The sequence below is a fragment of the Lysobacter capsici genome, assembly GCF_018732085.1.
In the GTDB taxonomy this organism is placed as follows: Bacteria; Pseudomonadota; Gammaproteobacteria; order Xanthomonadales; family Xanthomonadaceae; genus Lysobacter; species Lysobacter capsici_A.
The window spans coordinates 5,345,445-5,372,047 of record NZ_CP076103.1; the positions used below are offsets into that span (position 1 = coordinate 5,345,445).

Genomic DNA, 26,603 nt, shown 5'->3' on the forward strand with positions numbered 1-26,603 from the left:
AACGCTCGTGATCGCCTGGACTCGCCCGAACGCATCCATGACGCGCACAGCGCGCGGCTGAAGTCTTCATGCACGAAGACCTGTTCAGACGCGAAATGCTCGACGCCAGGAACCAGCGCTGGCTCGGCAGCATCCGCCTGCCGGTATCGCGCATGGGCTGGCCGATGGCTGCGCTCGCGGTGGCGGCCTTGATCGCGTTGCTGGCCCTGCTCGGCTTCGGCCGCTACACCCGCAGCGAAAGCGCGAGCGGTCAATTGATCCCGCGCGGCGGCCTGTTGAACGTGAGCGCGCCGGCCGGCGGCCGCATCGCGCGCAGCCACGTGGTCGAAGGTCAAACCGTCGCGCGCGGCCAAACCTTGCTGGAAATCTCGGCCGAACTCGACAGCCCGGCGCTGGGCGCCGGGGTCGGTCAGGCGGTCGGCGCCGAGCTTGCGCTGCAACGCGAGCGCCTGCTCGCCGACCGCGACGCGATCGAACGCGAACGCGGCCGCGACACCGATTCGCTGCGACAACGCATTATCGACTCGCAACGCCGCATCGACCTGGCCGACGCGCAGTTGCAACTGCGCCGCGAACAAGCCGCGCAGGCCGAGCGCCTGTCGCGGCAGGTGCAACCGCTGCGCGCGGCCAAGCTGCTCAGCGACGTGCAGTGGCAGCAATACGAAACCAACCGCATCGACAGCCTGAGCCGAGTCCGGGACGCGCAACGCGAACGCCTCGACGCCGCGCGCGAACTCGCCGACGCGCGCGCCGCGCTGACCGAGCTGCCGCAACGCCTGAGCGAACGCCGCGGCCGGATCGAACGCGAACTGGCCGACATCGCCCAGGACGACGCCCGCAACGAAGGCCGCCGCCGCATCGCCGTGCTCGCGCCGCGCGCCGGCCGGATCAGCGGCTGGGCGCTGACCGAAGGCCAGGCGATCGGCGCGGGTCAACGCCTGTTCTCGCTGCAGCCCGAACACGTGCCGCTGCAAGCCGAACTGTGGCTGCCCGATCGCGCGATCGGCCTGATCGCGGCTGGCACGCCGGTGACGCTGCGCTATCCGGCGTTTCCTTATCAGACCTACGGCCTGCAGCGCGGACGGGTCGCGCAGATCGCGCGCGCGCCGCTATCGACGCACGAAATCCGCGAACGCACCGGCCGGCCCGCCGATGCGCCGGCCTGGCGCGTGCTGGTCGATCTGGATCGGCAGAACGTCGCGACTCACGCCCTGCACGCGCAGATGCGGGTCGACGCGGAACTGCAACTGGAGCGGCGGCGGTTGTACGAATTCGTGTTCGCGCCGAGCGGGATTGCGCTGCCGGCGACACGAGGTGACGCGCGATGAGCCGCACCCGCGCACTGCCGGTGATCCAGCAGAACGAACTGGCCGAATGCGGCCTGGCCTGCCTGGCGATGATCGCGATCCACCACGGCCACGACATCGATCTGGCCAGCCTGCGCCGCCGTTTTCCGGTGTCGCCGCGCGGCGCGACCCTGGCGCGTTTGATCAAGATCGCCGGCGCGCTCGGTTTCGACACCCGCCCGCTGCGCGCCGAGATCGAGCACCTCGCCGATCTGCAGCTGCCTTGCGTGCTGCACTGGGAACTCAATCATTTCGTCGTGCTCAAGCGCATCGCCCGCGGCCACGCCGAACTGCACGACCCGGCGCGAGGCGCGGTATCGCTGCCGCTGGCCGAGTTCGGCCGCCACTACACCGGCATCGCCCTGGAGCTGTCGCGCAAGCCCGATTTCGCGCCGATGCGCGAACGCCAACGGCTGAGCCTGCGCGCACTGGCCGGACATATCGTCGGCCTGCGCCGCGCCGCCCTGCAGATCCTCGCGCTCGCGCTCAGCCTGGAAGCGTTCACCCTGGTGTTGCCGCTGGCGATGCAGTGGGTGATCGACCGGGTGCTGGTCTCGGGCGATGTCGAACTGCTGCATCTGCTCGGCATCGGCTTTCTGACCGTGGTGCTGTTCCAGGCCGCGATCACCGCCATGCGCGGCTGGCTGATCGCCGACCTGGGCGCGTCCTTGAATTCGCAGTGGCTGGCCAATCTGTTCGGCCACCTGATGCGGTTGCCGCTGGATTTCTTCGAGAAGCGCCACGTCGGCGGGGTCATGTCGCGCTTCGTCTCGGTGCAGGCGATCCAGCAGACCTTGACCGGCAGTTTCGTGGAAAGCCTGCTGGATGGAATCACCGTTGTCCTGGTGCTCGGCCTGCTGCTGTTCTACAGCCCACCGCTGACCGCGCTGGTGCTGGCCGCGTTCGCGCTGTACGCCGGCCTGCGCTGGCTCGCGTTCCGGCGCCTGCGCCGGCTCAAGGAAGAACAGCTGATCCAGGTCGCGCAGCAGCAGAGCCTGTTGATCGAATCGATCCAGGGCGTGCAGACGATCAAGCTGGGCAACAAGCAGGACGAACGCCGCGCGCGCATCGCCAACGCCAGCGTCGAGGTCGCCAACCGCGAAGCCGCGATCAGCCGCACCACCGCGGTGTTCTCGTCCTTGTCCAAGCTGGTGTTCGGCGCGCAGCGCGTGCTGCTGATCTGGATCTGCGCCTGGCTGACCCTGCAGGGCCGCTTCACCGCCGGCATGATGGTGGTGTTCGTCGCCTACGCCGATCTGTTCGCGACCCGCACCGGCAGCCTGATCGACAAACTGGTCGATCTGCGCCTGCTCGGCCTGCACGGCCAGCGCATCGCCGATATCGCGCTGGAAGCACCGGAACCGCATGTGCATACCGACTACGCCGGCCCGGCGCCGCAGCCGCGCATCGAACTGGACGGCGTGAGTTTTCGTTATGCCGCCGACGAACCGTGGATCCTGCGCGATTGCAGCTTCAGCATCGAAGCGGGCGAATCGGTCGCGATCGTCGGTCCGTCGGGCTGCGGCAAGACCACTCTGGCCAAGTTGATCCTCGGCCTGCTTCGGCCGAGCAGCGGCACGATCCGCATCGGCGGCGTCGATATCCAGCGTTACGGGCTGGCCGCGTACCGCGAACTGTTCGGCGCGGTAATGCAGGAAGACGTGCTGTTCGCCGGTTCGATCGCGCAGAACATCGCCTTCTTCGATCCGGCCGCAAACGGCGAACGTATCGAGGCCGCCGCACGCGCGGCGCGCATCCACGCCGATATCGCCGCCATGGCGATGGGCTACGAAACCCTGGTCGGCGACCTGGGCTCGTCGCTGTCGGGCGGACAGAAGCAGCGTGTGCTGCTGGCGCGCGCGCTGTACCAGCAACCGGCGATCCTGCTGCTCGACGAAGCCACCAGCCACCTCGACGTGGCGCGCGAACACGAGATCAATCGCGAGATCGCATCGCTGCATATCACCCGCATCGTCATCGCCCATCGACCCGACACGATACGCAGCGCGGACCGCGTGATCGCGCTGCGCGACGGCGTGAGTGAATCGATTGCGAACAAGGAATCCGCATCGCCGACCGTGTCGCGCATTCACGATGAAATTGCGATGGCGATGGGGAAAACACGACTTTCTTAGTTGCTAGCATCCACGCTCGTGCCGACGCCGGGACGGCCTTCCAACTCTTCTCGGCAATCACGTTTCAGGAGAACGCTTCATGAGCAAGCAAGACGCGAATCTGCCTCAGAACGACACCGCCCGTCCGCTCGCCCGCATCGCGGCGCGCGAACTTTCGCTCGACGAAATCGCCGCGATTTCCGGCGGCAAGGGCGACACCACCCACGCCACCGGTCCGAACGGCGACGATCCGGGCGATCCGGATCTGCTGTGATTTGACCTGCTGTGATTCGATCGGCGTGACTTGATCGGTTCGATCCGATCGGGACACAAGGATCGAACGCGTAACGCGTCGATGGACTCGCGCGCGAGCGACGTACGCGGAAATCGACGCGACTGCGCAACCTTCGGCACGCCCCGCCCGTCGGGGCGTGCTGTTTTCAACCCAATCGCGACCGGATCGAGCCATCGCCGCATGCCCCCTCATCGCCGCCCGCTGATTCTTTCCTCGTTAGCCCACGACATCCACGCCTCGGCCGCGCGCTGGGCGCTGCGCGCCAGCGGTATCGACGCGATCTGGGTGACCTCGCTGGCCGAATCCGAACTGGGGCCGATGTCGCTGCATTGCGACGCCGACAACGGCCTGCACATGAGCGGCGCGCTCGATCACGACCGCGCCGGCACGGTCTGGTACCGGCGCCCGCGCAATCCTGAATCGTTTCCGCGCGCGCACAACAGCGACGCGCCGTTCCTGCGCGGCGAATGGGGCCGCTTCCTCAAGAACGTGTACGCGCTGACCGACCAGGGCGCGGACCGACTGTGGGTCAATCGTCCCGCGGCCGCTGCGATGGCCGAGAACAAACTCGTGCAGTTGCGCGCCGCGCATCGCTGCGGGCTGCGTTTTCCGGCCACGCTGGTGTCGCACGATCCCGACGAGATCCGCCGCTTCGTCCAGCGCCACGGCCGCGTGGTCTACAAACCGTTCATGACCCACACCTGGAAGGACGCCGAAACCGGGCGCATGTTCAGCACCTACGCGCGGATCGTCGAGCCGGCCATGCTCGAGGACGACGCCAGCCTGCTGCACTGCCCCGGCATCTACCAGGTCTATGTCGACAAGCGCTGCGACCTGCGCGTGACCGCGATCGGCGATCGTTACTTCGCCGCGCGGCTGCACGCGCGTCACGACGGCGGCTTCGTCGACTGGCGCGTCGGCCAGGCGGTACAAGGTTTACGCGCCGAACCCGGCGAGCTGTCGGCCTCCGATCAAGGCAAGCTGGCGATGCTGATGCGCGAACTCGGCCTGGTGTTCGGCTGCATCGACCTGGCGATCGACGCCGACGGCGAGGCGCATTTCCTGGAAGTGAACCAGGCCGGCCAATTCCTGTTCGTCGAAGACCTGCTGCCGTCGCTGCCGCTGCTGCGCGCGATGAGCGCGATGCTGGCCGAAGGCCGGCCGGATTATTCGCTGGCGACGATCGCGCCGGTGTCCTACGCCGATTACTGCGCGAGCGAGGAGCATCGCGAATGGTGGGCGCAGGCCAGCGAAGGCTTGAAGGATCGCAGCCCGGCGGCGGCGGGCATCACGCTGGAGTAAGCACGGGTTGCCGAGCGGTCTGTTGTGGCAGGTCGCTGTGGGATGCCTTTTTGGGATGTCTTTGTGGGAGGGCCTTCAGGCCCGACGCTCTCGTCTCAGATCGCCATCACCATCAGCGCGAAGCGCCCGACCTCAAGATTCGGGCATGACCTGAGCGAAAAGCATCGGGCCTGAAGGCCCTCCCACAAAAGACCTCGCGAGATCGGCCGCGCCGGTTTCAAAACGCCCGACTGACAGTCACGCTGCCGAACACCGGCGTCTGCTTCTGCCCGTCGAACTCGCGGGTGCGGTGATAGCGCGCCAACGCCAGCTTCCAGCGCCCGCGCATCAAGGCCACGCCATAACCGACCTCGCCCACGAACGAGCGCTTGTCGACGCTGTGGCTGTCGCGGAAGGTGTTGCCGTCGAGGGTGATGTCGCGCAGCACCCAGCGCACGTCCGAGGTCACGAACACATGCGCGGCGAACGGCCGGTTGCCGGTGTTGTAGTGCTGGGTCGGCGCGGTGTTCTCGCCGGCCGGGCGCAGCGGCGTGCTGCCGAAATCGTCGGGCAGGCGCAGGCCGAAACGCAGTTCCGCGCCGAGGTTGGCGTAGGTGGTCAGATTGCCGAAGCTGCCGCCGTAATGGGTGATCGCATCCCAGCCCCAGGCGCCGTTGTGCGCGTCGCCGGCCGAATAGCGATTCATGCGTTCATGGGCGATCCGGAATACCGGCTCGTCGTGCAACTGGTTGTCCCAGCCCTTGAAGGTCTCGTCGCCCAGCGCCTTGTGGACCGCGTCCTGCACCTGCTTGCCCAAGGCCGACGGCCCGACGATGCCGAACTGCAACTGGGTGGTCTGCAGGTAATCGCCGTTGCGCGCGTTGTAGCCCAGCCCGAACAGTAGCGCGGCAGCGTAGGGGCGATCGTCCGGGATCAGTTCGTGCCGGCTGAAATCGGTCGGGGTGAAAATGCCCTGGGCGAAGGTGGCGATCATGTTGCGCTGCTCGAAGCCTTCCGGCTGCAGCGCATCGAGATGGCGATTGATCCAGCGCGCGAGCCGCGGAATGCACGGATCGTCGGTGTAATCGGCCAGGTTCGGCGAGACCAGGGTCAGCTGCACGCCGTTGCTGTAGCCCTGGTCCTGGCCGCCGAACAGATCGTTGTCCAGGCGCAGGTTGACCGTGGGCGGCAGGCGCGTGTGGCCGTTGGTGCAGGCTTCGCGGCCGTCGGCGCGGGCTTGGCCGGATTGCACGACAGCGGCGGCGAACAAAACGCACAGCGGCAAAGCGATGGAACGCATGGGCAGGTTCGGCAGTCTGGACCGCCGGCGCCGGGCGCGCAGCGGAGGATTGGCGGGAACGGCGGGACAAAGCGGGTCGGCCGCCTCGACGGCGATCGGCCTCGCGTGCCCGCGCGCGTCGGACCACGGCGGATCGGCGCCAAAGTTCGCACGGATCGTGCGTGTCGCGGCTTGCAGGGCTGCGACGGATTGTCCCGCAGGTGACACTTGAGTCGGTCGGCGGCGCGGCGGCGCCGAACGGAGTCGACGCGATCCTGCCTATCGATTGGCTGCCGCGTATTTGTCCGGCGCGTGTCGCTGCGGGGCCGTGCGCGATCGACGAGGTCTTTGTGGGAGGTCTGTTGTGGGAGGGGCTTGAGCCCCGACGCCTTCCGCTCAGGTCGCCGCGACACCATCGAGCTTCAAGCACGACACCCGATTGCGCCCGCGATCTGAGCCAACAGCGTCGGGGCCCAAGCCCCTCCCACAACAGACCTTCCACAAAGGAGCTCCTGCAAAAGGCCTACTGCAAAGAGCGCCCACAAAACCTCCCGCTACACGCAGCGAGATTCACGAAATCGGCGGCAGCTCGTAATCGAACACATAGAAATGCGCCCCGCCCTCGCGGATCTCGATCTTCATGCGGCCGGTCAACCCGCTGAGTTCGCCGCTGCCCGAGTCGGGCACCACGGTCACGCTGAGGTCCGGCGTGCCGCGATCCATCAGCCCGCGATGCAACAACAGAAAGCTGCCGCTGCGCCCGGCCAGGGTGCCCTCGACTTTTTCCAGCGCGGCATAACCGGCCGAGCCCTTGACCGCGGTCATCGCCGCGAGCATTTCGCCGCGGCTGGCGGCTTCGAGTTCGCCGTGGAACTGCTTGTCGATCGACATGCGCCCGAACTTGCCTTCGGCCTCTTCGTGGACCGGCTGCGGGCTCAGTTTGACGTTGAACGGGCCTTCGATCTGCGGCATGGCGATTCTCCGACGGGCGATGGGGCGCGATCGGCTCGCGCCTGGCGTTGCAGATTAGGCCTTCGTTCGCATCTCGCCTAGTACGCAGCGACAGCGACGCGGCGACGGGACCGGACCCGCGGCCAATGCGGCGCGGCCACTTTCGCATCGGCACCGATGCAACCCCGGCACCGGCTCACTGCGGCAACTTGCCGCAGCCCGATGCGCGACCGCGCCGCTAGCATCGTGCGCTTGTCCGCCGCCACGGCGGCCGCCCCTTGGTTTTCAATCGCGCCGCGTCCCGGCCCGCCGCGTCCGTGCGGCTCGGACGCCGCGCGGCCCGCCCCGATCGCCTCGCATGCACTCACCGATTCTCCCTTCGAACACTCCGGCTATTTCGTTGCTGACATGCTCGCTGCTGGCTTGCGCCGCATTCGACGCAGGCGCCGCCAGCACCGCCGAATCCGCCAGCGAGGCCAGCACCACCCTCGACGCCGTGCGCGTCCACGCGCAGCGCGACGGCGCGCGCGACGCCTCGGTCGCCACCGCCAGCCGGCTGGGCCTGGACCCCGACGAAGTACCCGCCACCCTCGACGTGCTCGACCACGACGACATCCAGGCGCGCGGCCTGCGCGACAGCGTCGAGGTGCTGCGCGCGATGCCCGGGGTGATGGCCGGCAACCTGCCCGGGCAACCGGGCGTGGCCTCGATGCGCGGCTTCGCCAGCGGCGCGGTGTCGTATCTGTTCGATGGCGTGCGCCTGACCAGCTCGGGGTTTTCCTCGCGCAACTGGGACAGCTTCAATTTCGAGCGGGTCGAAGTGCTCAAGGGCCCCGCCTCGGTGCTCTACGGCGAAGGCGTGTTGGCCGGCGCGGTCAACTTCGTGTCCAAGAGCGCGCAACCGGATCGCCGCAGTGGCGAGGTCCTGCTCGGTTACGGCAGTCACGACAGCGCGCGACTGGGGCTGGACGGCAATCTGCCGCTGAGCGATACCTTGGCGGTGCGCGGCGTGCTCAGCGCCAATCGCTCCGACGGCCACGTCGACGACACCGCCTCGCAAGCGCAGGCCTTCAGCGGCTCGCTGCTGTGGCAGCCGCGCGACACGCTGTCGGCGCGGGTCGCGCTCGACTACCAGCGCGACGATTTCGACACCGCGTATTTCGGCGCGCCGCTGGTGCCGCGGGCGGTCGCGGCCGATCCCAGCGGTCTGGTCGATAACGACGCCGGCCTCGTCATCGACCGCGCCGCGCGCGACCGCAACTACAACGTCCGCGACGGCCGCATGGATTCGCGTTCGTACTGGCTGCGCACCCGCCTGGACTATCAGTTGAGCGAGCGATGGTCGTTGCGCAACGAGGCCAGCGGCTTCGACGCGCGCCGGCGCTGGGACAACAGCGAGGACTTCAGCTACGACCCGGCCAGCGGCCTGCTCGATCGCAGCAGCGCGCGCATCCATCACCGGCACAAGGTCTGGAACGAACGCCTGAGCCTGCGCCATGACGGCCGCCTGGGCGGACGCCGGCACCTGTTCGCGGCCGGATTCGAATACAGCGACACCGATTTCTTCAACCTGCGCCGCTTCGGCCAGGCCGCGCCGGTCGACCTGCTCGCGCACGACCGCGGGCAATTGCCCGCCGACAGCGCGGCCGCTTACCGCGACGGCCGCAACGATTTCAGCACGCGCGTGCGGGTCGCGGCCGTATTCGTCGAAGACGCGTTGAACCTGAGCCCGCGCTGGCTGCTGGTCGGTGGATTGCGCCACGAGAGCATCCGCTTGAACCGGCGCAACCTGGACCTCGACAGCGGCCTGAGCAGCCGCTTCGATCGCGACTTCAGCCCCACCTCGTGGCGACTGGGTAGCGTGTTCGATCTGCGGCCCGGCACCCCGGTGTACGCGCAATACAGCAGCGCGGTGCTGCCGGTGAGTTCGCTGCTGACCATCAACCAGCGCAACAACGCGTTCGACCTGAGCCAGGGCGATTCGATCGAGGTCGGCGTGCGCACTGCATTGTTCGAGCAACGCCTGCATCTGACCGCGGCGGCGTACCGCCTGCGCCAGGACGACATCCTGACCCGCGATCCGTTGCAGCCGCAGATCAGCGTGCAGAACGGCCGCCAGTCCTCGCGCGGGATCGAGTTCTCGCTGAGCGCTCAAGCCACCTCGCGCCTGCGCATCGACGCCAACGCCGCGCTGCTGTCGGCGCGCTTCGATCGCCTGATCGAGGCCGGCGGCGCCGATCGCAGCGGCAATCGTCCGTCCAACGTGCCCGAGCGGATCGCCGGCGTGGACCTGTTCTACCGCGCCGACGGCTCGCCGCTGAGCCTGAGCCTCGGCCTGCGCCATGTCGGCGATTTCTACACCGACAACGCCAACCGTTATCGCGTTCGCGCCCACACCATCGCCGATGCCTCGGCCTCGCTCGACACCGCCCACGGCCGCTACACCGCGCGGGTGCGCAACCTCACCGATGCGTTCTATGCCGACTGGTCGGGCTACAGTGCGAGCCAGGTCTACCTCGGCGCGCCGCGCACGCTGGAACTGAGCTGGTCGAGATCGTTCTGAGATGAGTGACGCTACCGCAAGCGAACGCCAACATCTCGGCCGCGCGTCCTACCGCGCGGTGTGGCGCTGGCATTTCTATGCCGGGCTGTTCGTCGCGCCGCTGCTGCTGATCCTCGCGATCACCGGTTCGATCTATCTGTTCAACGACGAGATCGAAGACACCGTACACGCTTCGTTGCGGTTCGCCCCGCAGCGCGCGGCCGATCTGCTGCTGTCGCGATTGATCACGGCCGCGCGGCAAGCGCATCCCGGCGCCGTCACCCGCATCGACCTGCCCGCCGATCCGCGGCGCACCGCGCAGGTGTTCGTGACGCCGGCGCAGGGCGAGCCCTTGCGCGTATTCGTCGATCCGGGCACCGCACGCGTCCACGGCGCATTCGTCTACACCCACACCCTGGTCGGCTTCGCCGACACCATGCACGGCTCACTGATGCTCGGTCGGGTCGGCGATGCGATCGTCGAACTCGCCGCGTGCTGGGCGCTGCTGCTGATCGCGACCGGCCTGTACCTGTGGTGGCCGCGCGAACGCGGCTGGCGCCGCGCGCTGTGGCCGGATTGGCGGGCGCGCGGCCGGGTGTTCTGGCGCAGCCTGCATTCGAGCGTCGGCGCCTGGGTCGCGGCGCTGGTCGTATTCCTGATCCTGACCGGCCTGCCCTGGGCCGGAGTGTGGGGCGATCTGCTGCGTGCGGGCACCCAGCAACTGGGCATCGGCTATCCGGCCGAACATCGCCATCACGGCCCGACCGCGACGAAACCGGCGACCACCGTGTCGCAGGCGATCGACGAAGCCCCGTGGACCTTGCGCGATGCGCCGATGCCGGCCTCGCTGCATGCGCACCACGCGCATGGCGATGCGAGCGCGATGCGAACCGACATCGGCATCGATGCCGTCGCGCGCGCATTGGCCACGCAAGGACTGCGCGGCGACTACCGGCTGTCGTTGCCGCAGTCCGACGACGGCGTCTACACCGCGGTGGTCTATCCGAACCGGCCGCAAGGCCAGTACACCGTGCATATCGACCGCTACAGCGGCGCGGTGGTCGGCCGGACCGGTTTCGCCGATTACGGCTGGGCCGCGCAGGCGGTCGAACTGGGCGTGCAGTTGCACATGGGCAATTACTTCGGCCGCGCCAATCAGTTCGTGATGCTGCTGCCGTGCATCGGCATCGTGGTGCTGAGTGTCAGCGGGACCTGGATGTGGTGGCGACGGCGGCCGCGCGGACGCCTGGGCGCGCCGTCGGGACCGTCGCCGACGCAGTTGCGCACGATCACGTTGATCGCGCTGGGTTGCGGGGTGTTGTTCCCGTTGCTTGGGGCGTCGCTGTTGCTGGTTTATGCGATCGATCGGGTGGTGATCGCGAGGATTCCGCGGTTGGCGGCGGCGATACGGTAAAGCGGCTCGTTGGAAGTTTCTGTGAACGGTCTTTCGTAAGAGGTCTTTATGTGGGAGGTCTTTTGTGGGAGGGAGCTTTAGCCCCGATGCTTTCCGGTCAGCCCCCCCCAAATCTTCATGTAACCCACTCCGACTGTCCGGCAACCTGAGCCAAGAGCATCGGGGCTAAAGCTCCCTCCCACAACAGACCTCCAGCAACGCACGGGTTCGATAAAGCAACTACCGACTTCGGTCCAGCGTACCGAAGCCGGTAGCGCCACCCGGCCGGCGGCGTCGATGCATTCGATCCGGCTTATTGAACCCGGGCCGAAGCCTCGTCGCACCACGTCGTCGGCTGGGTCATCGCGCCCGACGGAGGGGCGGGTCGCGATGTTGCGGCGGCGAGTCGCGGCGCGGGACGGCGCTTGCTCGCCTGGGTTCCGGTGCCGCGCGAGGCGACACGCTGGGTCTTGGACATCGGCCGCGCGCCGCGCGCCTTGGCTTTCGCGACCCCTCGCGAGGGCTTGGCCTTGGCGGCGGGACGCACCTTGCACTGGCCGAATGCGGCGTTCTGCGCGGCGGGTTGAACGGCGTTCTGCGTCGTCGCAGCGGCCTGGGATGCGGCCACCGCGCCCGCGACAGCGCCGGCCGCCTGCGCGGCATGGGCTGCCGACGCATTCGATCCGGCCGCTGCCGCGGCTGCCGCTCCCGATCCACGCGCCCCTGATGCTGAGTTGCTTGCGGCCGCTCCCGCGAAACCCGCCGAACGTTCGGCCGAAATCGCCGCCGCAGCGGTGCCTGCCGCCGCCGCGGCCGCAGCCGCCGGGCCGGCCGAGTGCGAACCCGAGCGCGCCGCGCCCGACACCGACGAAGACGACGAAGACGCCGCCGGCACCGAACCGGCCGGCGAAACCGCCGAAGCCTTATCCGCCGCGCCCGGATCGCGCGCCGATGCCGCATCGGCCGAACCGCGATTGCCCCAGGCGCGATCAACCGAACCACGCTCGGCCACCGCCACGCTCGTCGTCACCGGCGCCGCGCGCGCCGCCGCGACCGCCGAGGTGCCGCCCCAGCCCAGGCGCAACCCCAGGTTGAGCGAATGCGCGCGATCGTCGCTGCCGATGTCGCCGCGGTATTCGATGAAGCCGCTGCTGACCGGACTCATGCGATACGCCAGGCCCAGGCCGACGTTCCAGCGATTGCGTTCGGCCGCGAACCCGCTCACGCCGAAGCCCGGCACGGTCGCGCCGGCGAAGGCGTTGCGCGCGAACGGTTGATCGTCCTGCAGATCGTGCAGATAACGGATGTCGGCGGTCGGCGTCCACTTGCGCGCGGCGCTGCCGGGCACGCCGGAGAAACGCACGCCGACGCCGGCGGTGGTGGTGTCGAAGCTGCCGGTGGACACGATCAGATTCGCATCGCCCGCGCCCTGCTCGGTGAAGCTCGCCGATTCGACCTTGTTGTAGTACACGCCGAGCAAGGGCTCCACGCGCACGCTCGCGCCGTCCCAGCGCCAGCCGGCTTCGAGCATGGCGTACACGCCGTCGTTGCTGAAATGCGCGTCGCTGCGGCGGTTGAACGTGCCCACCGCGATCTCGCGTTCGGCATCGAAACTGGCGTAGCTGTAACCGGCCGCGCCCTGGGTCCAGAACCCGCCGGGCGCATACAGCCAGTGGATGCCGACGTTGAACAGATCGCCGTCGACCTTGTCGTCGCGGCGGTCGGTTTCCATCTTCGAATGGGCCATGCCGATGTGGCCGCCGAAACGGAAATGTTCGCCGGGCGAACCTTCCAGGCCGATGGCGATGCCGCCGACGGTGTTGTCGATGCCGTCCAGGCCGTCGCCGTCGAATTCGGCGCGGCCGCCGTACGCGGTCGCCCACACCGTGCCGAGCGTGCTCTCGTCTTCGGTGCCGGCATCGCGCGCGCGATCGAGCTGACGCGCCACGCTGCGTTGCATCTGCTCGGCGTTGTAGCGCTGTGCGCTGACGATCGAACCGTAGGTCTCGCCGCTGAGCGTGTCGAACGCGCGCGGCGCCTGCGCGGCGCTGAGCCCGCGCGCGGCCGCGATCAGGGTCGGCAACTGCGGTGTGGCGGCATCGGCGATCGCCTGCAACGCGTTGGCGACCGACTGTTGATTGCCGCTCAAACCGGGGAACTGATTGAAGCGGATGCCGGTGCCGCCGGCATCGTGCTCGCTCAGGCGCAGGAACACGTCGTTGCCGATCGTCACCAGGCTCGCGTCGAGGAACGGCAACGCGGTCTGGCTGACGCCGCTGAACGCGCCGCTGAGCGTGCCGGCATCGACGATGCGGTAGTCGGTCACCGGCGCGTAGCTGCCGGCCTGCGGAATCGCCACCACCTGGCCGCCGTTCAAGCTCGCCGCGCCGGCGACGATCACGCTGTCGGTCGCGCCCGCGCCGGTCTGGCGCACTTGCAGACTGGCGCCGGGGTTCACGGTCAGGCTGGCGACATTGAGCGAAGCGCCGGCCGCCGCGGTGCCCGCGGCCGCGCCGCTGCCGCCGACGACGCCGGACGGCGCGAGCACGCCGCCCAGGGTCAACGCACCGGCCAGTGCGCCATCGCCGATCAACGCGCCGCCCGCGGCGACGTTGGCGTTGCCGCCGAGGTTGCCGTTGAGCACGAGGTTGCCGCCGATTGAGGTGGTGTCGAACGCACCGGTCGCGCCGGTCGGCAGGATCAGGGTGCCGCCTGCGCCGACGCCGAGGTTTTCGAAACCGCTCAGAGCCGCGCCCGGCAACGTGCCTTCGCCGCTGCCGACGACCGAGAACGTGTCGCTGCCGGCGCCGGCGTTGATCGCGCCGGTGAGGCCGGCCAGTTGCGTCGGCGCGGCGCTCAACACATCGTTGCCGCCGCCGAGATTGACCGCGCCCGCGACCGCGCCGGTTACGCTGAGGTTGTCGACACCGGCGCTGAAGTTGGCGGTCGTGCCCGCGGCCGAAGCCAGACCGGCGGTGATCGGATTGGCGACGCTGAGCGTGCCGCCCTGGATCGACAGGCCGCCGGTGAAACCGAGCACCGCGCCGTTGAGCCCGAGCGCGCCGGCGCCGGTCTTGATCAGCGTGCCGCTGCCGGCGACCGTGCCGTTCAAGTCCAGGCCATTCGCGCCGACGATGCTCAACGCGCTGCCGGCGCCGATGTTGACCGCGTTGGCGAGCGCGAGCCCGGGCAGGCCGGCGCTGAGATTCGCGTTGCCGCCGATATTGAGCGCACCGCTGCCGAGCGCGCCGGCATTGCCGAGCGCCAAGGTGCCCGCGCCGAGATTGAAGCCGCCGCTGAAGCTGTTCGCCGCGCCCAGCGACAAGGTGCCGGTGCCGTTGAAACCCAGACTGCCGGCGCCGCCGATGGCGCCGCCGAGGCTGAGATCGTTGCCGCCGCCGATGCCCAGTTGCGCGCCCGCGGCGAGGTTGATGCCGTTGCCGAGCGCGATGCCCGGCGCGGTCGCGGTCAATCCCGCGTTCGCACCGACGTTGAGCGCGCCGCTGCCGAGCGCGAGGTTGTTGCCGATCCCGAGCGTGCCCGCGTTGAGCGCGACGCCGCCGGCAAACGTGTTGGCGCCGCCGAGGTTCAACGCGCCGCTGCCGCTCATCGCCAGGCCGCCCGCGCCGCCGATGCCGCCGCCGAGCGACAGATCGTTGCCGCCGTTGATGCCCAAGGTCACGCCCGCGCCGAGATTGACCGCATTGCCCAGCGCGATGCCCGGCGCGCTCGCGTTGAGGTTCGCATTGCCGCCGACATTGAGCGCGCCGCTGCCGAGCGCCGCGTTGGCGCCGACGCTCAGCGAACCGCCGCCAAGGTTGACGCCGCCGCTGAAGCTGTTGCTGCCGCCCAGGCTCAAGGTCGCCGGCCCGTTGAAACTCAGCCCGCCCGCGCCGGCGATCGCGCCGTTCAAACCCAGGTTGTTGGCGCCGCCGAGGTTCAACGCGGCATTGAGGTTGATCGCGTTGCCCAGGTTCACCGCCGCGCCCGCGTTGAGCGTGGCCGCGCCATTGACCGCGAGCGCGCCGCTGCCGAGCGCGGTGTCGGTGCCGACGTTGAGCGTACCGGCCTGCAGATCCAGTCCGCCGCTGAAGCTGTTGGCGCCGTTGAGCGACAACGCGCCCGCGCCGGTCTTGATCAGCGAACCGCCGCCGCCGATCGCGCCGCCCAGGCTCAGATCGGCCGCGCCGCCGAGCGACAGCCCCGCGCCCGCGCCGAGATTGACCGCGTTGCCGAGACTGAGCGCCGCGCCGGTGCTGGCCAGGCTCGCGTTGCCGGTGACGTTGAGCGCGCCGGTGCCGAGCGAGGCGCTGCCGCCGAGCAGCAGATTGCCCGAACCGAGCGATACGCCGCCGCCGAAACTGTTGGCGCCGCCGAGGGTGAAACTGCCCGGACCGTTGATCGACAGACCGCCCGCGCCGCCGATCGCACCGCCGAGATTGAGCGCGTTGGCACCGCCCAGGCCCAGGGTCGCGCCCGCGCCGAGCGTGACGTTGTTGGCCAGCGCGATGCCGGGCAGGCCCGCGCTCAGGTTCGCGCTGCCGCTGACGTTGAGTCCGCCCAGGCCGAGCGCGAGATTGTTGCCGACGCTCAAGGTCCCGCTGGCCAGATCGACCCCACCGGCGAAGCTGTTGGCGCCGTTGAGCGCAAGCGTGCCGCTGCCGTTGAAGGCCAGCCCGCCCGCGCCGCTGACCAATCCGCCCAGGGCGATATTGTTGGCGCCGCCGATGCCGAGCCCCGCGTTGAGCACCACCGCGTTGCCGAGATTCACCCCGGCATTGGCGTTCAAGGTTGCCGCGCCGTTGACCGTCAACGCGCCCAGGCCGAGCGAGGTATTGGTGCCGACGCTCAGTCCGCCGCCTTGCAGGTTCAAGCCACCGGCGAAGGTGTTGGCGCCGCCGAGGCTGAGGTTGGCCGCACCGTTCTTGGTCAAGCCGCCCAGGCCGCCGATCGCACCGTTGAGCGCCAGATTGGCGCTGCCGCCGATGCCGAGCCCGGCGTTGAGGTTGAAGTTGTTGCCCAAAGCAACCGCTGCGTTCGCATCCAACGTGCCCGCGCCGCTGATCGTGACCGCGCCGCTGCCGAGCGCGGTGTTGTTGCCGACCACCAGCGCGCCGCCGCCGAGATTGAATCCGCCACCGAAGGTATTGGCGCCATTGAGCGTAAGTCCCGACGCGCCGGCCAGGCTCAGGCCGCCCGCGCCGCTGATGGCGCCGTTGAGCGTCAACGCGCCGCCGCCACCGCCGGCGCCAAAGTTCAAGGTGTTGTTGAGCACGATCGCGTTGTTCAAGGCGACGCCGGCCGCGCCGGTCAGCGATCCGGCGCCGTTGACGGTCAACGCGCCGGTGCCGAGCGCGCCGCTGTTGCCCAGATCGATCGAACCGGCCTGCAGGACGGTGCCGCCGCTGTAGCTGTTGCTGCCGGTCAGCGACAGCGCGCCGCTGTTGAGCGTGAGGCTACCCGCGCCGCCGATGTTGCCGCCGAGGGTCAACGCGCCCGCGCCGTTAAGCGTCAACGCGCCGTTGAGCTGCACCTGATTGGCGAGCGTGCCGCTGAACGCGGTATTGAGCGTGGCCGGTCCGCCGACCAGGAACAGGCCGGTGCCCAGCGAATTCGCGCTGCCCAAGCTCAAACCGCCGGCATTGAGCGCAAGCCCGCCGCTGAAGTTGTTGTTGCCCAGCAGCGACAGGTTGCCCGCGCCGTTCTTGATCAGACCGCCGGCGCCGCTGAGCGTGCCGCCCAGGCTCAGCGCGTTCGCGCCCTGCACGATCAGGCCGCCGGTCAGATTCACGTTCTGCGCCAGGGTCAGGCCCGGCAGCGAGGCCTGGATCGCGCCGCCGTTCGCGGTCAACGGGCCGAGGCCGAACGACAGCGAGTTGTCGAAGATCGACAGGCCGCCGTTGAGCGTGGCGCCGCCGCTGACCACCGCCCCGCTCAGCGTCCAGGTGCCGCTGTTGACGGTGAGGTTTTCGAAATTGAGGTATTGCAGGCCGGAGATCGAACCGGTGCCGCCGGTGCCCGAACCGGGACCGGCGACGGTGTTCTGCAGCACCAGCGTATCGTTGCCGCCGATGCCGGCATCGACCGTGCCGGTCGCGGCGAAGGTGAGCAGGCCGGGCGGCAAGGTCGGCGTCGGCACGCCGACCGGCGGCAGCGGGATCAGCGGATTGCCGAGCGAGGAACCGGTGACCGCGACGAAGGTGTCGTTGCTCAAGGTGGTGCCGAGCGAGACGCTGCCGTTGATGGTGCCGGCATTGACGAAGGTGTTGCCGCCGCTTCCGGGGCTGGCGAAGGCGACCCGGCCGGTGATGGTGCCGGTGTTGGTGAAGTTGACGTTGCCGCCGCCGTAGATCGCCACCGCGATCGAGTTGACCGGATCGAACAGGCCCAGCGCGTTGATGCCGATGCTGCCGGAGTTGGTGACGGTGGTGGTTCCGCTGTTGGCGACCACCATCGCCGTGCCGAGCAGGCCGAAGGTGCCGTCGAAGGTGCCTTCGATCAAACCCTGGTTGTTGACGGTGACGTTGCCGTTGGCCGGCGCGATCAGGTTGCCGATGGTCAGCGCGCGCGCCAGCACCAGCGAGCCGGCGGCATTGGCGTCGATCGCGCCGAGGTTGTTGAGGGTGATGTTGTTGCCGCCCAGGGTCATCGCGGTGCCGCCGGGCAGCGTGCTCATGATCGCGCCGGACTGCACGGTGACGTTGAGGTTGTTGGCGCTGCTCAGGAACGAATTGGGATTGGGCGGAAGCAGGATCGGCGCGCCGGTGCAACTGACGTTGTCGCCGTCCACCGGCACGGCCGGTGTGCAGGCCGCGGCGGCCTGGCCGCTGTAGAACTGCAGCGCGATCAACAACGGGATCGCTTGCGCGACGCCGAGGCTCAGGGGATGAAAGCGAAGACGACGTTGCGCGCGAGCGGACATGACCGATTCTCCGTTAGCCGATCAAGGACTCGGACGGGACGGTCGAAGGACGGGAACCTTCGGCTATGGCGGCATCGCGCCGCGTCGCGTCCGTGCAGCGGCGGCCAGGGCGATCAGGGCCCCGACATCCGACAGCGACGAGTGGTTTCGACAGCGTTGCAAAGCGAGCCGGCTCGTGAGTAGGAGAGAACGAAACTTCGATGCAAGTCTGAGCAGTCGCTTAGCAATTTATTAGCGCGGAGCTGCCGCGCAACTCACAAACGATCACTTGAAGCTGAGCGCATTCATGGTGATGTACGAGGCTCACGCATGCTCACCGAATGTCATGGGTCGGGTGAAAGATCGCGTAGTTTTTTCTGCTTGCCGAAATTTGGGTCGTCGATATCGCGCCGCCCGGGTTCTATTGACTTTCATTGCGCCCACGCCTCTCCCAGTCGTCATTCCCGCGAAGGCGGGAATGACGACCGAGGGCCGTACCATTGGAGCGAACCGACCCAGCGAACAAAAACGGCCCGGATGCTCACGCATCCGGGCCGCAAAACCACTGGCGGCGCAACCGGTCGCCCCCGCGCATGGCGCGGATGCGACCGCCGTCGCGATCAGACCAGGGTCAAGGTCACGTCGATGTTGCCGCGGGTCGCGTTGGAATACGGGCAGACCACGTGAGCCTTGTCGATCAGTTCCTGCGCCTGTTCGCGCGGCAGGCCCGGCAGCGAGATCTTGAGTTCGACTTCGATGCCGAAGCCGGTCGGGATCTGGCCGATGCCGACGCTGCCGTCGACCGCCGCGTCGGCCGGGAACGCGATCTTCTCGCGACCGGCGACGAACTTCAGCGCGCCGATGAAGCAGGCCGAGTAACCCGCCGCGAACAGCTGCTCGGGATTGGTGCCTTCGCCGCCGGCGCCGCCGAGTTCGCGCGGGGTGGTCAGCTTGATGTCGAGAACGTTGTCGGACGAAACGGCGCGGCCGTCACGGCCGCCGGTGACGTGAGCGTGGGCGGTGTAGAGGACTTTTTCGATGGACATGGCAATGCTCCGTGGACAGGGGATGGTGCGGGGATGAGTTGGGTTGGTACGTCGATGTTCGCTTGCTTGTGTTTCAATATCTCGCTATTCAATAGCGCGCGATTTCAAAGTTCGGATGCGACGCCGGTCACGTGGGCCGTCAGCCGTTGCGGATCAGGTTCTCGCGCAGCGACTCCAGCTGTACCTTTAGCACCGTGAGCTGCTCGACCGTGCAGCCCTCCAGCGCGCAGGACATGCCGGCCGGCACGCCCTGGGCCTTGGTCTTGAGCGCGCGCCCGGCCTTGCTCAGCTCGATGATGACCTGGCGCTCGTCGCTGGCCGCGCGGGTGCGGGTCAGCAGACCGGCGGTTTCCAGGCGCTTGAGCAGCGGCGTCAGCGTGGCCGAATCCAGGAACAGGCGCTCGCCGATTTCCGACACCGTGACCCGGTCGCGCTCCCACAGCACCATCATCACCAGGTACTGCGGATAGGTCAGGCCCAGCTTGCCCAGCAGCTTGCGGTACACCTTGTTCAAGGCCAGCGAGGCCGAGTACAGGGCGAAACACAGCTGGTCGTCCAGCAGCAGGGTCGGCTGCGGCGGCTTGGCGGTGGCGGTGGTCTTCTTCATGGGCCGCAATTTACATAGCGCGCTATTTAATAGCAAGCACTATCTTTCAGATCAAACGATCCGCACTGTTCCACCCACATCGAGAATCCCCGACCGCTACCTGTAGGAGCGGCGCGAGCCGCGACCGCGCCCCGACAGATCGCCGCGTCCGCCCCACCCCCACCCCTGACTGCGCCTGCTATCGAAATCTCCCCACCCTCAAGGCGACTTGACCGGACTCCCCGGCAAATACACCGCCGCGATCCGCAACGCCAACCGATACGGCTCGGGCTCATTGCGATTGCTCAGCACCACCACCGTCAGCCGCCGCTGCGGCCAGCGCACGATCACGTTGCGAAAACCCAGGGTCTCGCCCGAATGCCACAAGGTCTCGCCGGTGATGCGCCAGCCATAGCCGTAACCGACATCGGCCACATCGGTCGGGGTATGCGCGGTGACCGCGAGCGTGCGCGACGCCTCGTTGAGCAGACGATCGTCGTACCAGGCCGCGTCCCACTTCGCCAGATCGTCGATCGACGAATAGATGCCGCCATCGCCAAGCACGGCGCTGGTCGAACTCTGGTCGGTGCGCAGCCACTGACCGCGCTCATCGCTGTAACCATAGGCGCGATGCGCGACCTCGGACACGCCGCGCTCGTACGCCACCGTGTCGCGCATGCCCAAGGGCAGGAAGATGCGTTCGCGCAGAAAACTGGCGAAGCTCCGCCCCGACGCGCGTTGCACGGTCAACGCCAGCAGCGCGTAACCGCTGTTGCTGTAGCGATAGCCCTGCCCCGGCATGAAGTAAGTTCTGTCCTGGCCTTCGAGCACGTGCAGCACATCGAGGTCGTGCATCTGCCGCTGATCGGCGTCGAAGCTCGCCGGCATCACGTCCTCGTAGTCGATCAGGCCGGATTGATGACTCAGGATCTGGCGGATCGTGATCGCATCGGCGGCCCTGGGCAGCGACGGCAGCCAGCGTTTGATCGGATCGTCCAGGCCGAGCTTGCCGTCCTGCGCCAGCAACAGCACCGCCGCGGCGGTGAACTGCTTGGTCACCGAGGCCAGGCGGTAATTGGTCTGCGCGCTCGCGGCCTGGCCGGTCTCGACCACGGCCAGGCCGTAACCGCGCCGCAGCAGCGCGTGGCCGTCGCGCAGGACCAGCACGCTGGCGCCGGGGACCTGGCCCTGGTAGTCGCGCATCAAGGTATCGACTTCGCGTTGCAACGCATCGGTCCCATGCGCCTGTCGATCCGGCGTCATCGCGCAGGCGCTCAACAGCGCGCCGACGCCCAAGCCCGCGATCAAGGCCCGCAACGGCCGACGCAGGCCACGCTCGGAGTTCATCCTGATGTTCACGCTGCCACCTCATGCAAGGGGATATCACCGCGTCGGGCCGGCGCTGCCTGGCTTACTTCACTGGAAAGTCGAATGCCGTATCCGGCGTGGGCTCGGGTTTGAAGGTGTAATGCCACCACTCCAGCGGATAGTTCTCGAAGCCTTCGCGCCGCATCGCCGCGCGCAGTCGCTCGCGGTTGGCGCGCTGCGCCGCGCTCGCGTGCGGCGAATCGGTATGCGCCAGTTCGTCGAAGTAGTCGAAGCCCGTCCCCATGTCCAGCAATGCGTAGCGATCGCCGCGCAGTTCCATCAGGCTCAGGTCCAGGGTCGCGCCGCGGCTGTGGCCCGAGGTCGGCGAGATGTAGTCTCCGAGCAACACGCCTTTATCCAGCTTGGGGTAGTAACGCGACTTGGTGCCCTGGTCGCCCAGATCGCCGGCCCAGCGCACGAAATCCTGCACCGCGCGCACCGGCCGGTAGCAATCGAAGATGTGCAGGCGCAGCCCCTGCGGGCGCAGCGCGCGCTCGACCCGCGCCAGCGCCTGCGCGGCCGACCGATGCAGATAGCAGCCCGCGGCCTCATAGCCGACCACCGGCCGGCCGACGAAGTTGTCGCGGCCGGCGTAGCGGATTTCCAGCGACATATCGGGCACCAGCGAGCGAATCTCGACCATGCCCGCGGCCGCCGCGTCGGTCGCCGTGGATACGCGCGGCGCGACTGCTTTGGCTGGAGACGCGGCGGGAGTCGCGGTGATTGGCGGCTCCGCCACCGCAGTCGCAGCGGCTGGCACGGCCGCGGCGTCATGCCGACGCGGCGGGTGCGCATCGGGCGAGCGCACCGCTGCGACGCAACCGATCAGCACCAGCAGCGCGCAGGCTTCAACCGCAATCGCCGACACGCGCGAACGCCAGGTCCTCGTAGTCGTAGCTGAAGTCCGCATCCGGATCGACCTTGCTCATGACGAAAGTGGCGGTGGCGCCGGCACCGGAGAAATCGATCCAGGCCTCGGTGTCGACTTCCTCGGCGTCCCAGTCGACCAGCAGGCGCGGGCCGACCCGCACGATCTTACCGGTCAGCAGCGGCGACTTGCGTGCCGCGAATTGCACATCGCGGTCCCGCCCGCATAGCCGCACCTCGCCGAACCACGGGTCGCGGTAAACGCCCAGATACGCGGCCAGATCCCCCGACCTGACCGGCTTGCGCGCGGACGTATCGGGCGCGCGGTTGCGCGCGGGCGCCCGGGCTTCGTGCGCGATCGCATCCATGTACCAAGCCGCGTCGCGCGGCGAACCCGGCGCGGTGAAATGTTGGGTCAGCATTTGATCGAACACGCTGCGCGCATCGCCGGCGTCGCCGTTGATCAGCACCACGAAACCACTGCGCTTGTCCGGCAGCAGCGTCACCAACGAATACATGCCCATCAGGGTGCCGGTATGCGAGACCTTGAACACGCCATCGGCGTCGCTCAGCCGCCAGCCGTAACCGTAAGCGGCGAAATGGGTGTTGCTCCATTCGCGCTGGCGCTGCGACACGTTCATCGGCATCTGCGCGCGCCACAACGCGGCACGTTGCTCGGGCGACAGCCACGGCTTGCCGTCGGCGCCAGAGCGTTGCGGATCGAGCCAGGCGCGCACCCACGTCGTCATATCGTTGAGGCTGCAACGCACACCGCCGGCCGGGTCCATGGTCGAGGCGTCGATCCGGGCTGGGTCGCGGCGCACCGCGACAAAACGCCCCTGGCGCTGCGCATGCGGCTGGGCCACGTCGCCGACCGCGTCGCGATCCCACGCGCCGACCCGGCAACGCGACAAACCCAGTGGTTCGAATACTTCACGGCGCAGCACCGTCTCGTACGGCGCGCCGCCCGCGGCCGCCGCGACCTCGCCGGCGACGATGTAGAGCAGATTGTCGTAGTCGTAGCGCGAACGGAAGCTGTGGATCGGCTTGAGATAGCGCAGCCCGTGCAGGATATCGGCGCGGCTGAAACTGTTGGGCTCGGGCCACAGCATCAGATCGCCGGCTCCCGCACGCAGGCCGCTGTTGTGGATCAACAGGTCGCGCACCTGCATTTCGCGGGTGACCCAATCGTCGTGCATGCGGAAATCCGGCAGGTACTTCGTCACCGGATCGTCCCAGCGCAGCTTGCCGGCATCGACCAGCCGCGCCAGCGTCGCGGTGGTCATCGACTTGGTGTTCGAGGCGATCTTGAACAGGCTGTCGGGACCGATCTTGCCGCCCTCGCCGGCCACGAGTTCGCCGGAGGTTCGGCGATAGACGACTTCGCCGTTATCGACCACGCCGATCGCGAAACCCGGCAGGCGATAGCGTGCCTGCACCTGATCGACGATCCGGTCCAGCGCCGCCTCGCGCGCGGACTGCGCCGATGACGGCGGAGCCACGAAGACGCAGGTTAAAAAAAGCAGGGCCGTCCACCGTGGTGATTCGCGTCGCATCGGTGGCGGCCCTGTCGAGGTAGAGAAAACGCGGCCCCGCGTCATGGGGCCGCCAAGGGGTCGAGGGAACGGGTACTCAGAAATCCACGGACACGGTCAGCTGGGCGTAGCGCGGCGACTGATAACCGGTGCCGTACAGGTACTGCGGGTTCTTGAAGCCGATGTCCTGCTCGTACTCATCGTCGACTTCGATCTTGCGCTGTTGATTGAGCAGGTTATAGACCGCCAGCTTGACCCGCAGGCTGGCCTGGGCGAACTGCTGCTGATAGCTCAGGCTCGCGCCCATGTCGAAGATCCACGGCGTGCGCCCGCCCGAACCGCGGCTGCGCAGTTGGTAGGTGCGCTCGGCGAAGTTGTCGGCCTGGCAGTTGGCCACGCACACATAGAAGCTGTGGTAGCTGGTGCCGTCGAATGGGCTGCCCTTGCCGAAGGCGTTGATCGGCCGGCCCGACTGCGCGTTCAAGGTCGCGCCGACCGACCAGCGGTCGTTGATCGCATACGCGCCGCGCAACTTGATCTGGTGGCGACGATCGTTCGGCAGCGGGCCGTCGCCGTTCAAGTTCACGAACGGATTGTCGAACGACTCGGTGCGGCCGGTGTTGTCGAAACCGAAGTCGGAGTTCGACGGGCCTTCGGCGTTGCCCTCGCTCTTGGACCACGTGTACGACGCGTTGAACGCCCACTTGTCGTCCCAGGCGCGATCGAGCATGAACTCCAGCGCGCGATAGGTGCGCTTGGGCTTGACCCATCCGCGCTCGCCGACATAGTTGCCGTCGGCGTCGTACAGCGCCCAACCCGCGCGCGAGGTGTCGATGTTGACGTAGCCGTCGTTGACGCCGTCGCAGTTGGTGTCGGTGTACAGCTTGACCGTCTTGCCGGGATTGGCCATCACGTAGCCGATCTCGCCGGGCGAGCCGTTGCACACGATGCCGTTGGAGGTGATCTCCATGTCGTCGATGGCGTTGTGCAGGCGCCGGTAGATGCCGCGCACGCCCCACGACCAGGTCTCGTCGATCATCGACTGGTAGCCGAGGATGGCCTCGTCCTGGAACACCGGATCGATGTCGGCGTCGACCTCGCTGCGCAGGTCGCCGACGCTGCCGTCGCCCTGGCTGTTGTCGACCGGGCCGATTTGCTGGCCGAGGATCGGGCGGTAATAGGTCGATCCGTTCTTCTCGAACGCCTCCAACCCGGCCAGCGCGTAGTAGGTGCGCTCGTCGAGGAAGGCGCCGGCCTGCTTGACGTTGATCTGGTTGACGATCGGCAGGTAGTAGCGGCCCACGTTGCCGAAGATCTTGGAGCGGCCGTCGCCGTTGAAGTCCCAGGAAAAGCCCAGGCGCGGCGCGAGCATGTCGTCGATCTTGATGTAGGTCTTGCCCTCGCCGTCCTTGTTGTCGAAGCCTTCCATGCGCACGCCGGCGTTGAGCATGAAGTCCGGGGTGATCTGCCAGTTGTCTTCGATGTAGTAGGCCGAGTTGATCGACTCGAAGGTGCCACTGACTTCCTGCTGGCGCGCGCGCACGTAAGCGTTGACCCCGGCCGGCATCACGCCGCCGTTCTCGATGGTCGTGCCCGGCGTGGTCGAGTAGATCTGATAGAACTTGCGCGACGGACCGGGGTAGAAGCTCACGTTGTCGGAGGTGTTGACCTCGCGGTCCAGGCCGAAGCGCAACAGGTGATCGCCGAGTTGCCATTCGAAATCCAGGCGCGCGGCTTCGCGCTTGTCCAGCCCCTCTTCGATCAGCGCCGAGGACACGCAGCCGATCTGCGGCAGGCCGGCCACCCGGCGATCCTGCACCGCGTCGCATTCCAGATCGTTCTGGCTGCTCTGGATGCGGTCGCGCTTGTTCTCGCCGTACAGCGCCTTCATCGAGAAATTCTCGGTGAGATAACCGGTGTAAGTCAGCGCCCAGTTGGTGCCGCCGGCCTCGTTGAACTGGGTGTTGATGCGATTGCCGCGGCGGTCGTTGGCCAGGTCGAACTGGTAGTTGTCGGTGGTGGTTTCGTTCTTGTCGGAGAAGGCCAGGAATTCGAGCAGGTGCTTGTCGCTGATCTGCCAATCCAGCTTGGTGCCCCAGAAGCCCTTGTCGGACTTGCCCTTGAAGAAGGTGCCGCCCGAATCGCTGGTGCTCTCGGGCTGGTAATCGCGGAACTCGTACATCGCGTAGAAGAACAGCTTGTCCTTCACGATCGGACCGGACGCATGCACGTTGAGGTTGGTGCGGTCGTACTTGTCGCGGCTGGCGATGCGGAACGGGTTGCCGTCGGCGTCGTAGTGGTCCTTGCCGTCGGACTGCAGCGACTTGGGCTCCCACACCAGTTCGGCGCCGTACTTGAACTCGTTGGTGCCCGACTGGGTGACCGCGTTGATCACCCCGCCCGTGGTGCGGCCGAACTCGACCGAATAGCCGCCGGTCTTGACCTGGAATTCCTTGAAGAAACCGAACGGCACCGACGAGAACCCGACCCGCTTGTAGAAGTCGGTGACGTTGAGACCGTTGATGTAGACCGCGTTCTCCGACACCGACGAGCCGCCGAACGAGGCGCCACCGTACTGGCCCTGGATCACGCCCGGCGCCAGCAAGGCCACCGACTGCGCGTCGCGGCCGACCGGGATGCGTTCGATCTCAGCCTTGGTGACGTTGGTCGCCGACTCGGTCGAGCGCACGTCCACCGGCGAGATCACCCGCGTGCCGATCACCTGCACCGCGCCGAGGTTGGTCGCATCGCCGAGGTTGATGTTGGCTTCGTTGCCCAGGCTGACCACGACCTCGATCGGCGCGCCGACCGCGGCGCCGTCCTTGCTCGCCTGCAATTGGTAGGTGCCGATCGGCAGGAACGGGAAGCGGTAGTTGCCGTTCGCGTCGGCCTTCACCGTGCGGGTGAAGCCGGTGTCGACGCTGCGCACCGTCACTTCGGCGCCGGCGGCGACCCGGCCGGCCAGCGAGCCGTCGGTGTTGGCGGCCAATGCCGGCTGCAGCGCCATCGAAGCAAGGCAGATCCCCATCGCCATGCACAGTGCGGACTTACCCAAGGTCTTGCCTTTCATTGCGTACTGCCTCCCCAGAATGATGTTGA

Annotated in this window: 15 protein-coding genes; 6 read left to right on the forward strand and 9 right to left on the reverse strand. The window is 67.8% G+C overall.

Annotated elements, in window-relative coordinates; all coding sequences use genetic code 11:
• Window positions 1-68: 68 nt before the first annotated feature.
• From KME82_RS22310 to KME82_RS22325, 4 genes are all read left to right on the forward strand, one after another.
• The gene (locus KME82_RS22310; protein ID WP_215495958.1) at window positions 69-1,328 is read left to right on the forward strand and encodes an HlyD family secretion protein; all 1,260 of its coding nucleotides are present in this window, start codon (window positions 69-71) and stop codon (window positions 1,326-1,328) included.
• Window positions 1,325-3,481 carry a peptidase domain-containing ABC transporter gene (locus tag KME82_RS22315; protein ID WP_252255470.1) on the forward strand — a complete coding sequence of 719 codons (2,157 nt, stop codon included), beginning with the start codon at window positions 1,325-1,327 and terminating at the stop codon, window positions 3,479-3,481. The genes KME82_RS22310 and KME82_RS22315 overlap by 4 nt, the downstream gene beginning before the upstream one ends.
• Before the next feature lie 79 nt (window positions 3,482-3,560).
• A complete protein-coding gene (locus KME82_RS22320) occupies window positions 3,561-3,734 on the forward strand; it encodes a hypothetical protein (protein WP_215495959.1) in 174 nt (57 codons plus the stop codon).
• Window positions 3,735-3,935: 201 nt separating this feature from the next.
• A complete protein-coding gene (locus KME82_RS22325) occupies window positions 3,936-5,057 on the forward strand; it encodes a hypothetical protein (RefSeq protein WP_215495960.1) in 1,122 nt (373 codons plus the stop codon).
• Window positions 5,058-5,274: 217 nt separating this feature from the next.
• On the opposite strand, the gene KME82_RS22330 is transcribed toward KME82_RS22325, so the two are convergent.
• On the reverse strand, window positions 5,275-6,336 hold the full coding sequence (locus tag KME82_RS22330) for a lipid A deacylase LpxR family protein (protein ID WP_215495961.1): 1,062 nt from the start codon (window positions 6,334-6,336) through the stop codon (window positions 5,275-5,277).
• Between the two features lie 549 nt (window positions 6,337-6,885).
• The gene (locus tag KME82_RS22335; RefSeq protein ID WP_215495962.1) at window positions 6,886-7,287 is read right to left on the reverse strand and encodes a DUF3224 domain-containing protein; all 402 of its coding nucleotides are present in this window, start codon (window positions 7,285-7,287) and stop codon (window positions 6,886-6,888) included.
• 379 nt (window positions 7,288-7,666) lie between these two features.
• Between KME82_RS22335 and KME82_RS22340 the strand changes: the two genes are divergently transcribed.
• Complete coding sequence (locus tag KME82_RS22340; RefSeq protein WP_215495963.1) at window positions 7,667-9,829, forward strand: TonB-dependent receptor; 2,163 nt, start codon at window positions 7,667-7,669, stop codon at window positions 9,827-9,829.
• A gap of 1 nt (window position 9,830) precedes the next feature.
• Window positions 9,831-11,222, forward strand: coding sequence for a PepSY-associated TM helix domain-containing protein (locus KME82_RS22345; RefSeq protein ID WP_215495964.1), 1,392 nt, complete (start codon window positions 9,831-9,833; stop codon window positions 11,220-11,222).
• A 292-nt stretch (window positions 11,223-11,514) separates the two neighbouring features.
• Here KME82_RS22345 and KME82_RS22350 read toward each other — a convergent pair whose 3' ends face one another.
• From KME82_RS22350 to KME82_RS22380, 7 genes are all read right to left on the reverse strand, one after another.
• Window positions 11,515-18,123 (reverse strand): autotransporter domain-containing protein, encoded by a 6,609-nt coding sequence (locus KME82_RS22350; RefSeq protein ID WP_215495965.1) that lies wholly within the window; start codon window positions 18,121-18,123, stop codon window positions 11,515-11,517.
• A 599-nt stretch (window positions 18,124-18,722) separates the two neighbouring features.
• Window positions 18,723-19,148, reverse strand: coding sequence for an organic hydroperoxide resistance protein (locus KME82_RS22355; protein ID WP_215495966.1), 426 nt, complete (start codon window positions 19,146-19,148; stop codon window positions 18,723-18,725).
• A 139-nt stretch (window positions 19,149-19,287) separates the two neighbouring features.
• A complete protein-coding gene (locus KME82_RS22360) occupies window positions 19,288-19,755 on the reverse strand; it encodes a MarR family winged helix-turn-helix transcriptional regulator (RefSeq protein ID WP_215495967.1) in 468 nt (155 codons plus the stop codon).
• A 198-nt stretch (window positions 19,756-19,953) separates the two neighbouring features.
• The gene (locus KME82_RS22365; protein WP_430538753.1) at window positions 19,954-21,081 is read right to left on the reverse strand and encodes a serine hydrolase domain-containing protein; all 1,128 of its coding nucleotides are present in this window, start codon (window positions 21,079-21,081) and stop codon (window positions 19,954-19,956) included.
• Between the two features lie 64 nt (window positions 21,082-21,145).
• The gene (locus KME82_RS22370) at window positions 21,146-21,841 is read right to left on the reverse strand and encodes a M15 family metallopeptidase (protein WP_430538865.1); all 696 of its coding nucleotides are present in this window, start codon (window positions 21,839-21,841) and stop codon (window positions 21,146-21,148) included.
• Between the two features lie 109 nt (window positions 21,842-21,950).
• A complete protein-coding gene (locus tag KME82_RS22375; RefSeq protein ID WP_215495969.1) occupies window positions 21,951-23,525 on the reverse strand; it encodes a serine hydrolase in 1,575 nt (524 codons plus the stop codon).
• A 76-nt stretch (window positions 23,526-23,601) separates the two neighbouring features.
• Window positions 23,602-26,574 carry a TonB-dependent receptor gene (locus KME82_RS22380; protein ID WP_215495970.1) on the reverse strand — a complete coding sequence of 991 codons (2,973 nt, stop codon included), beginning with the start codon at window positions 26,572-26,574 and terminating at the stop codon, window positions 23,602-23,604.
• Between the last annotated feature and the right edge of the window lie 29 nt (window positions 26,575-26,603).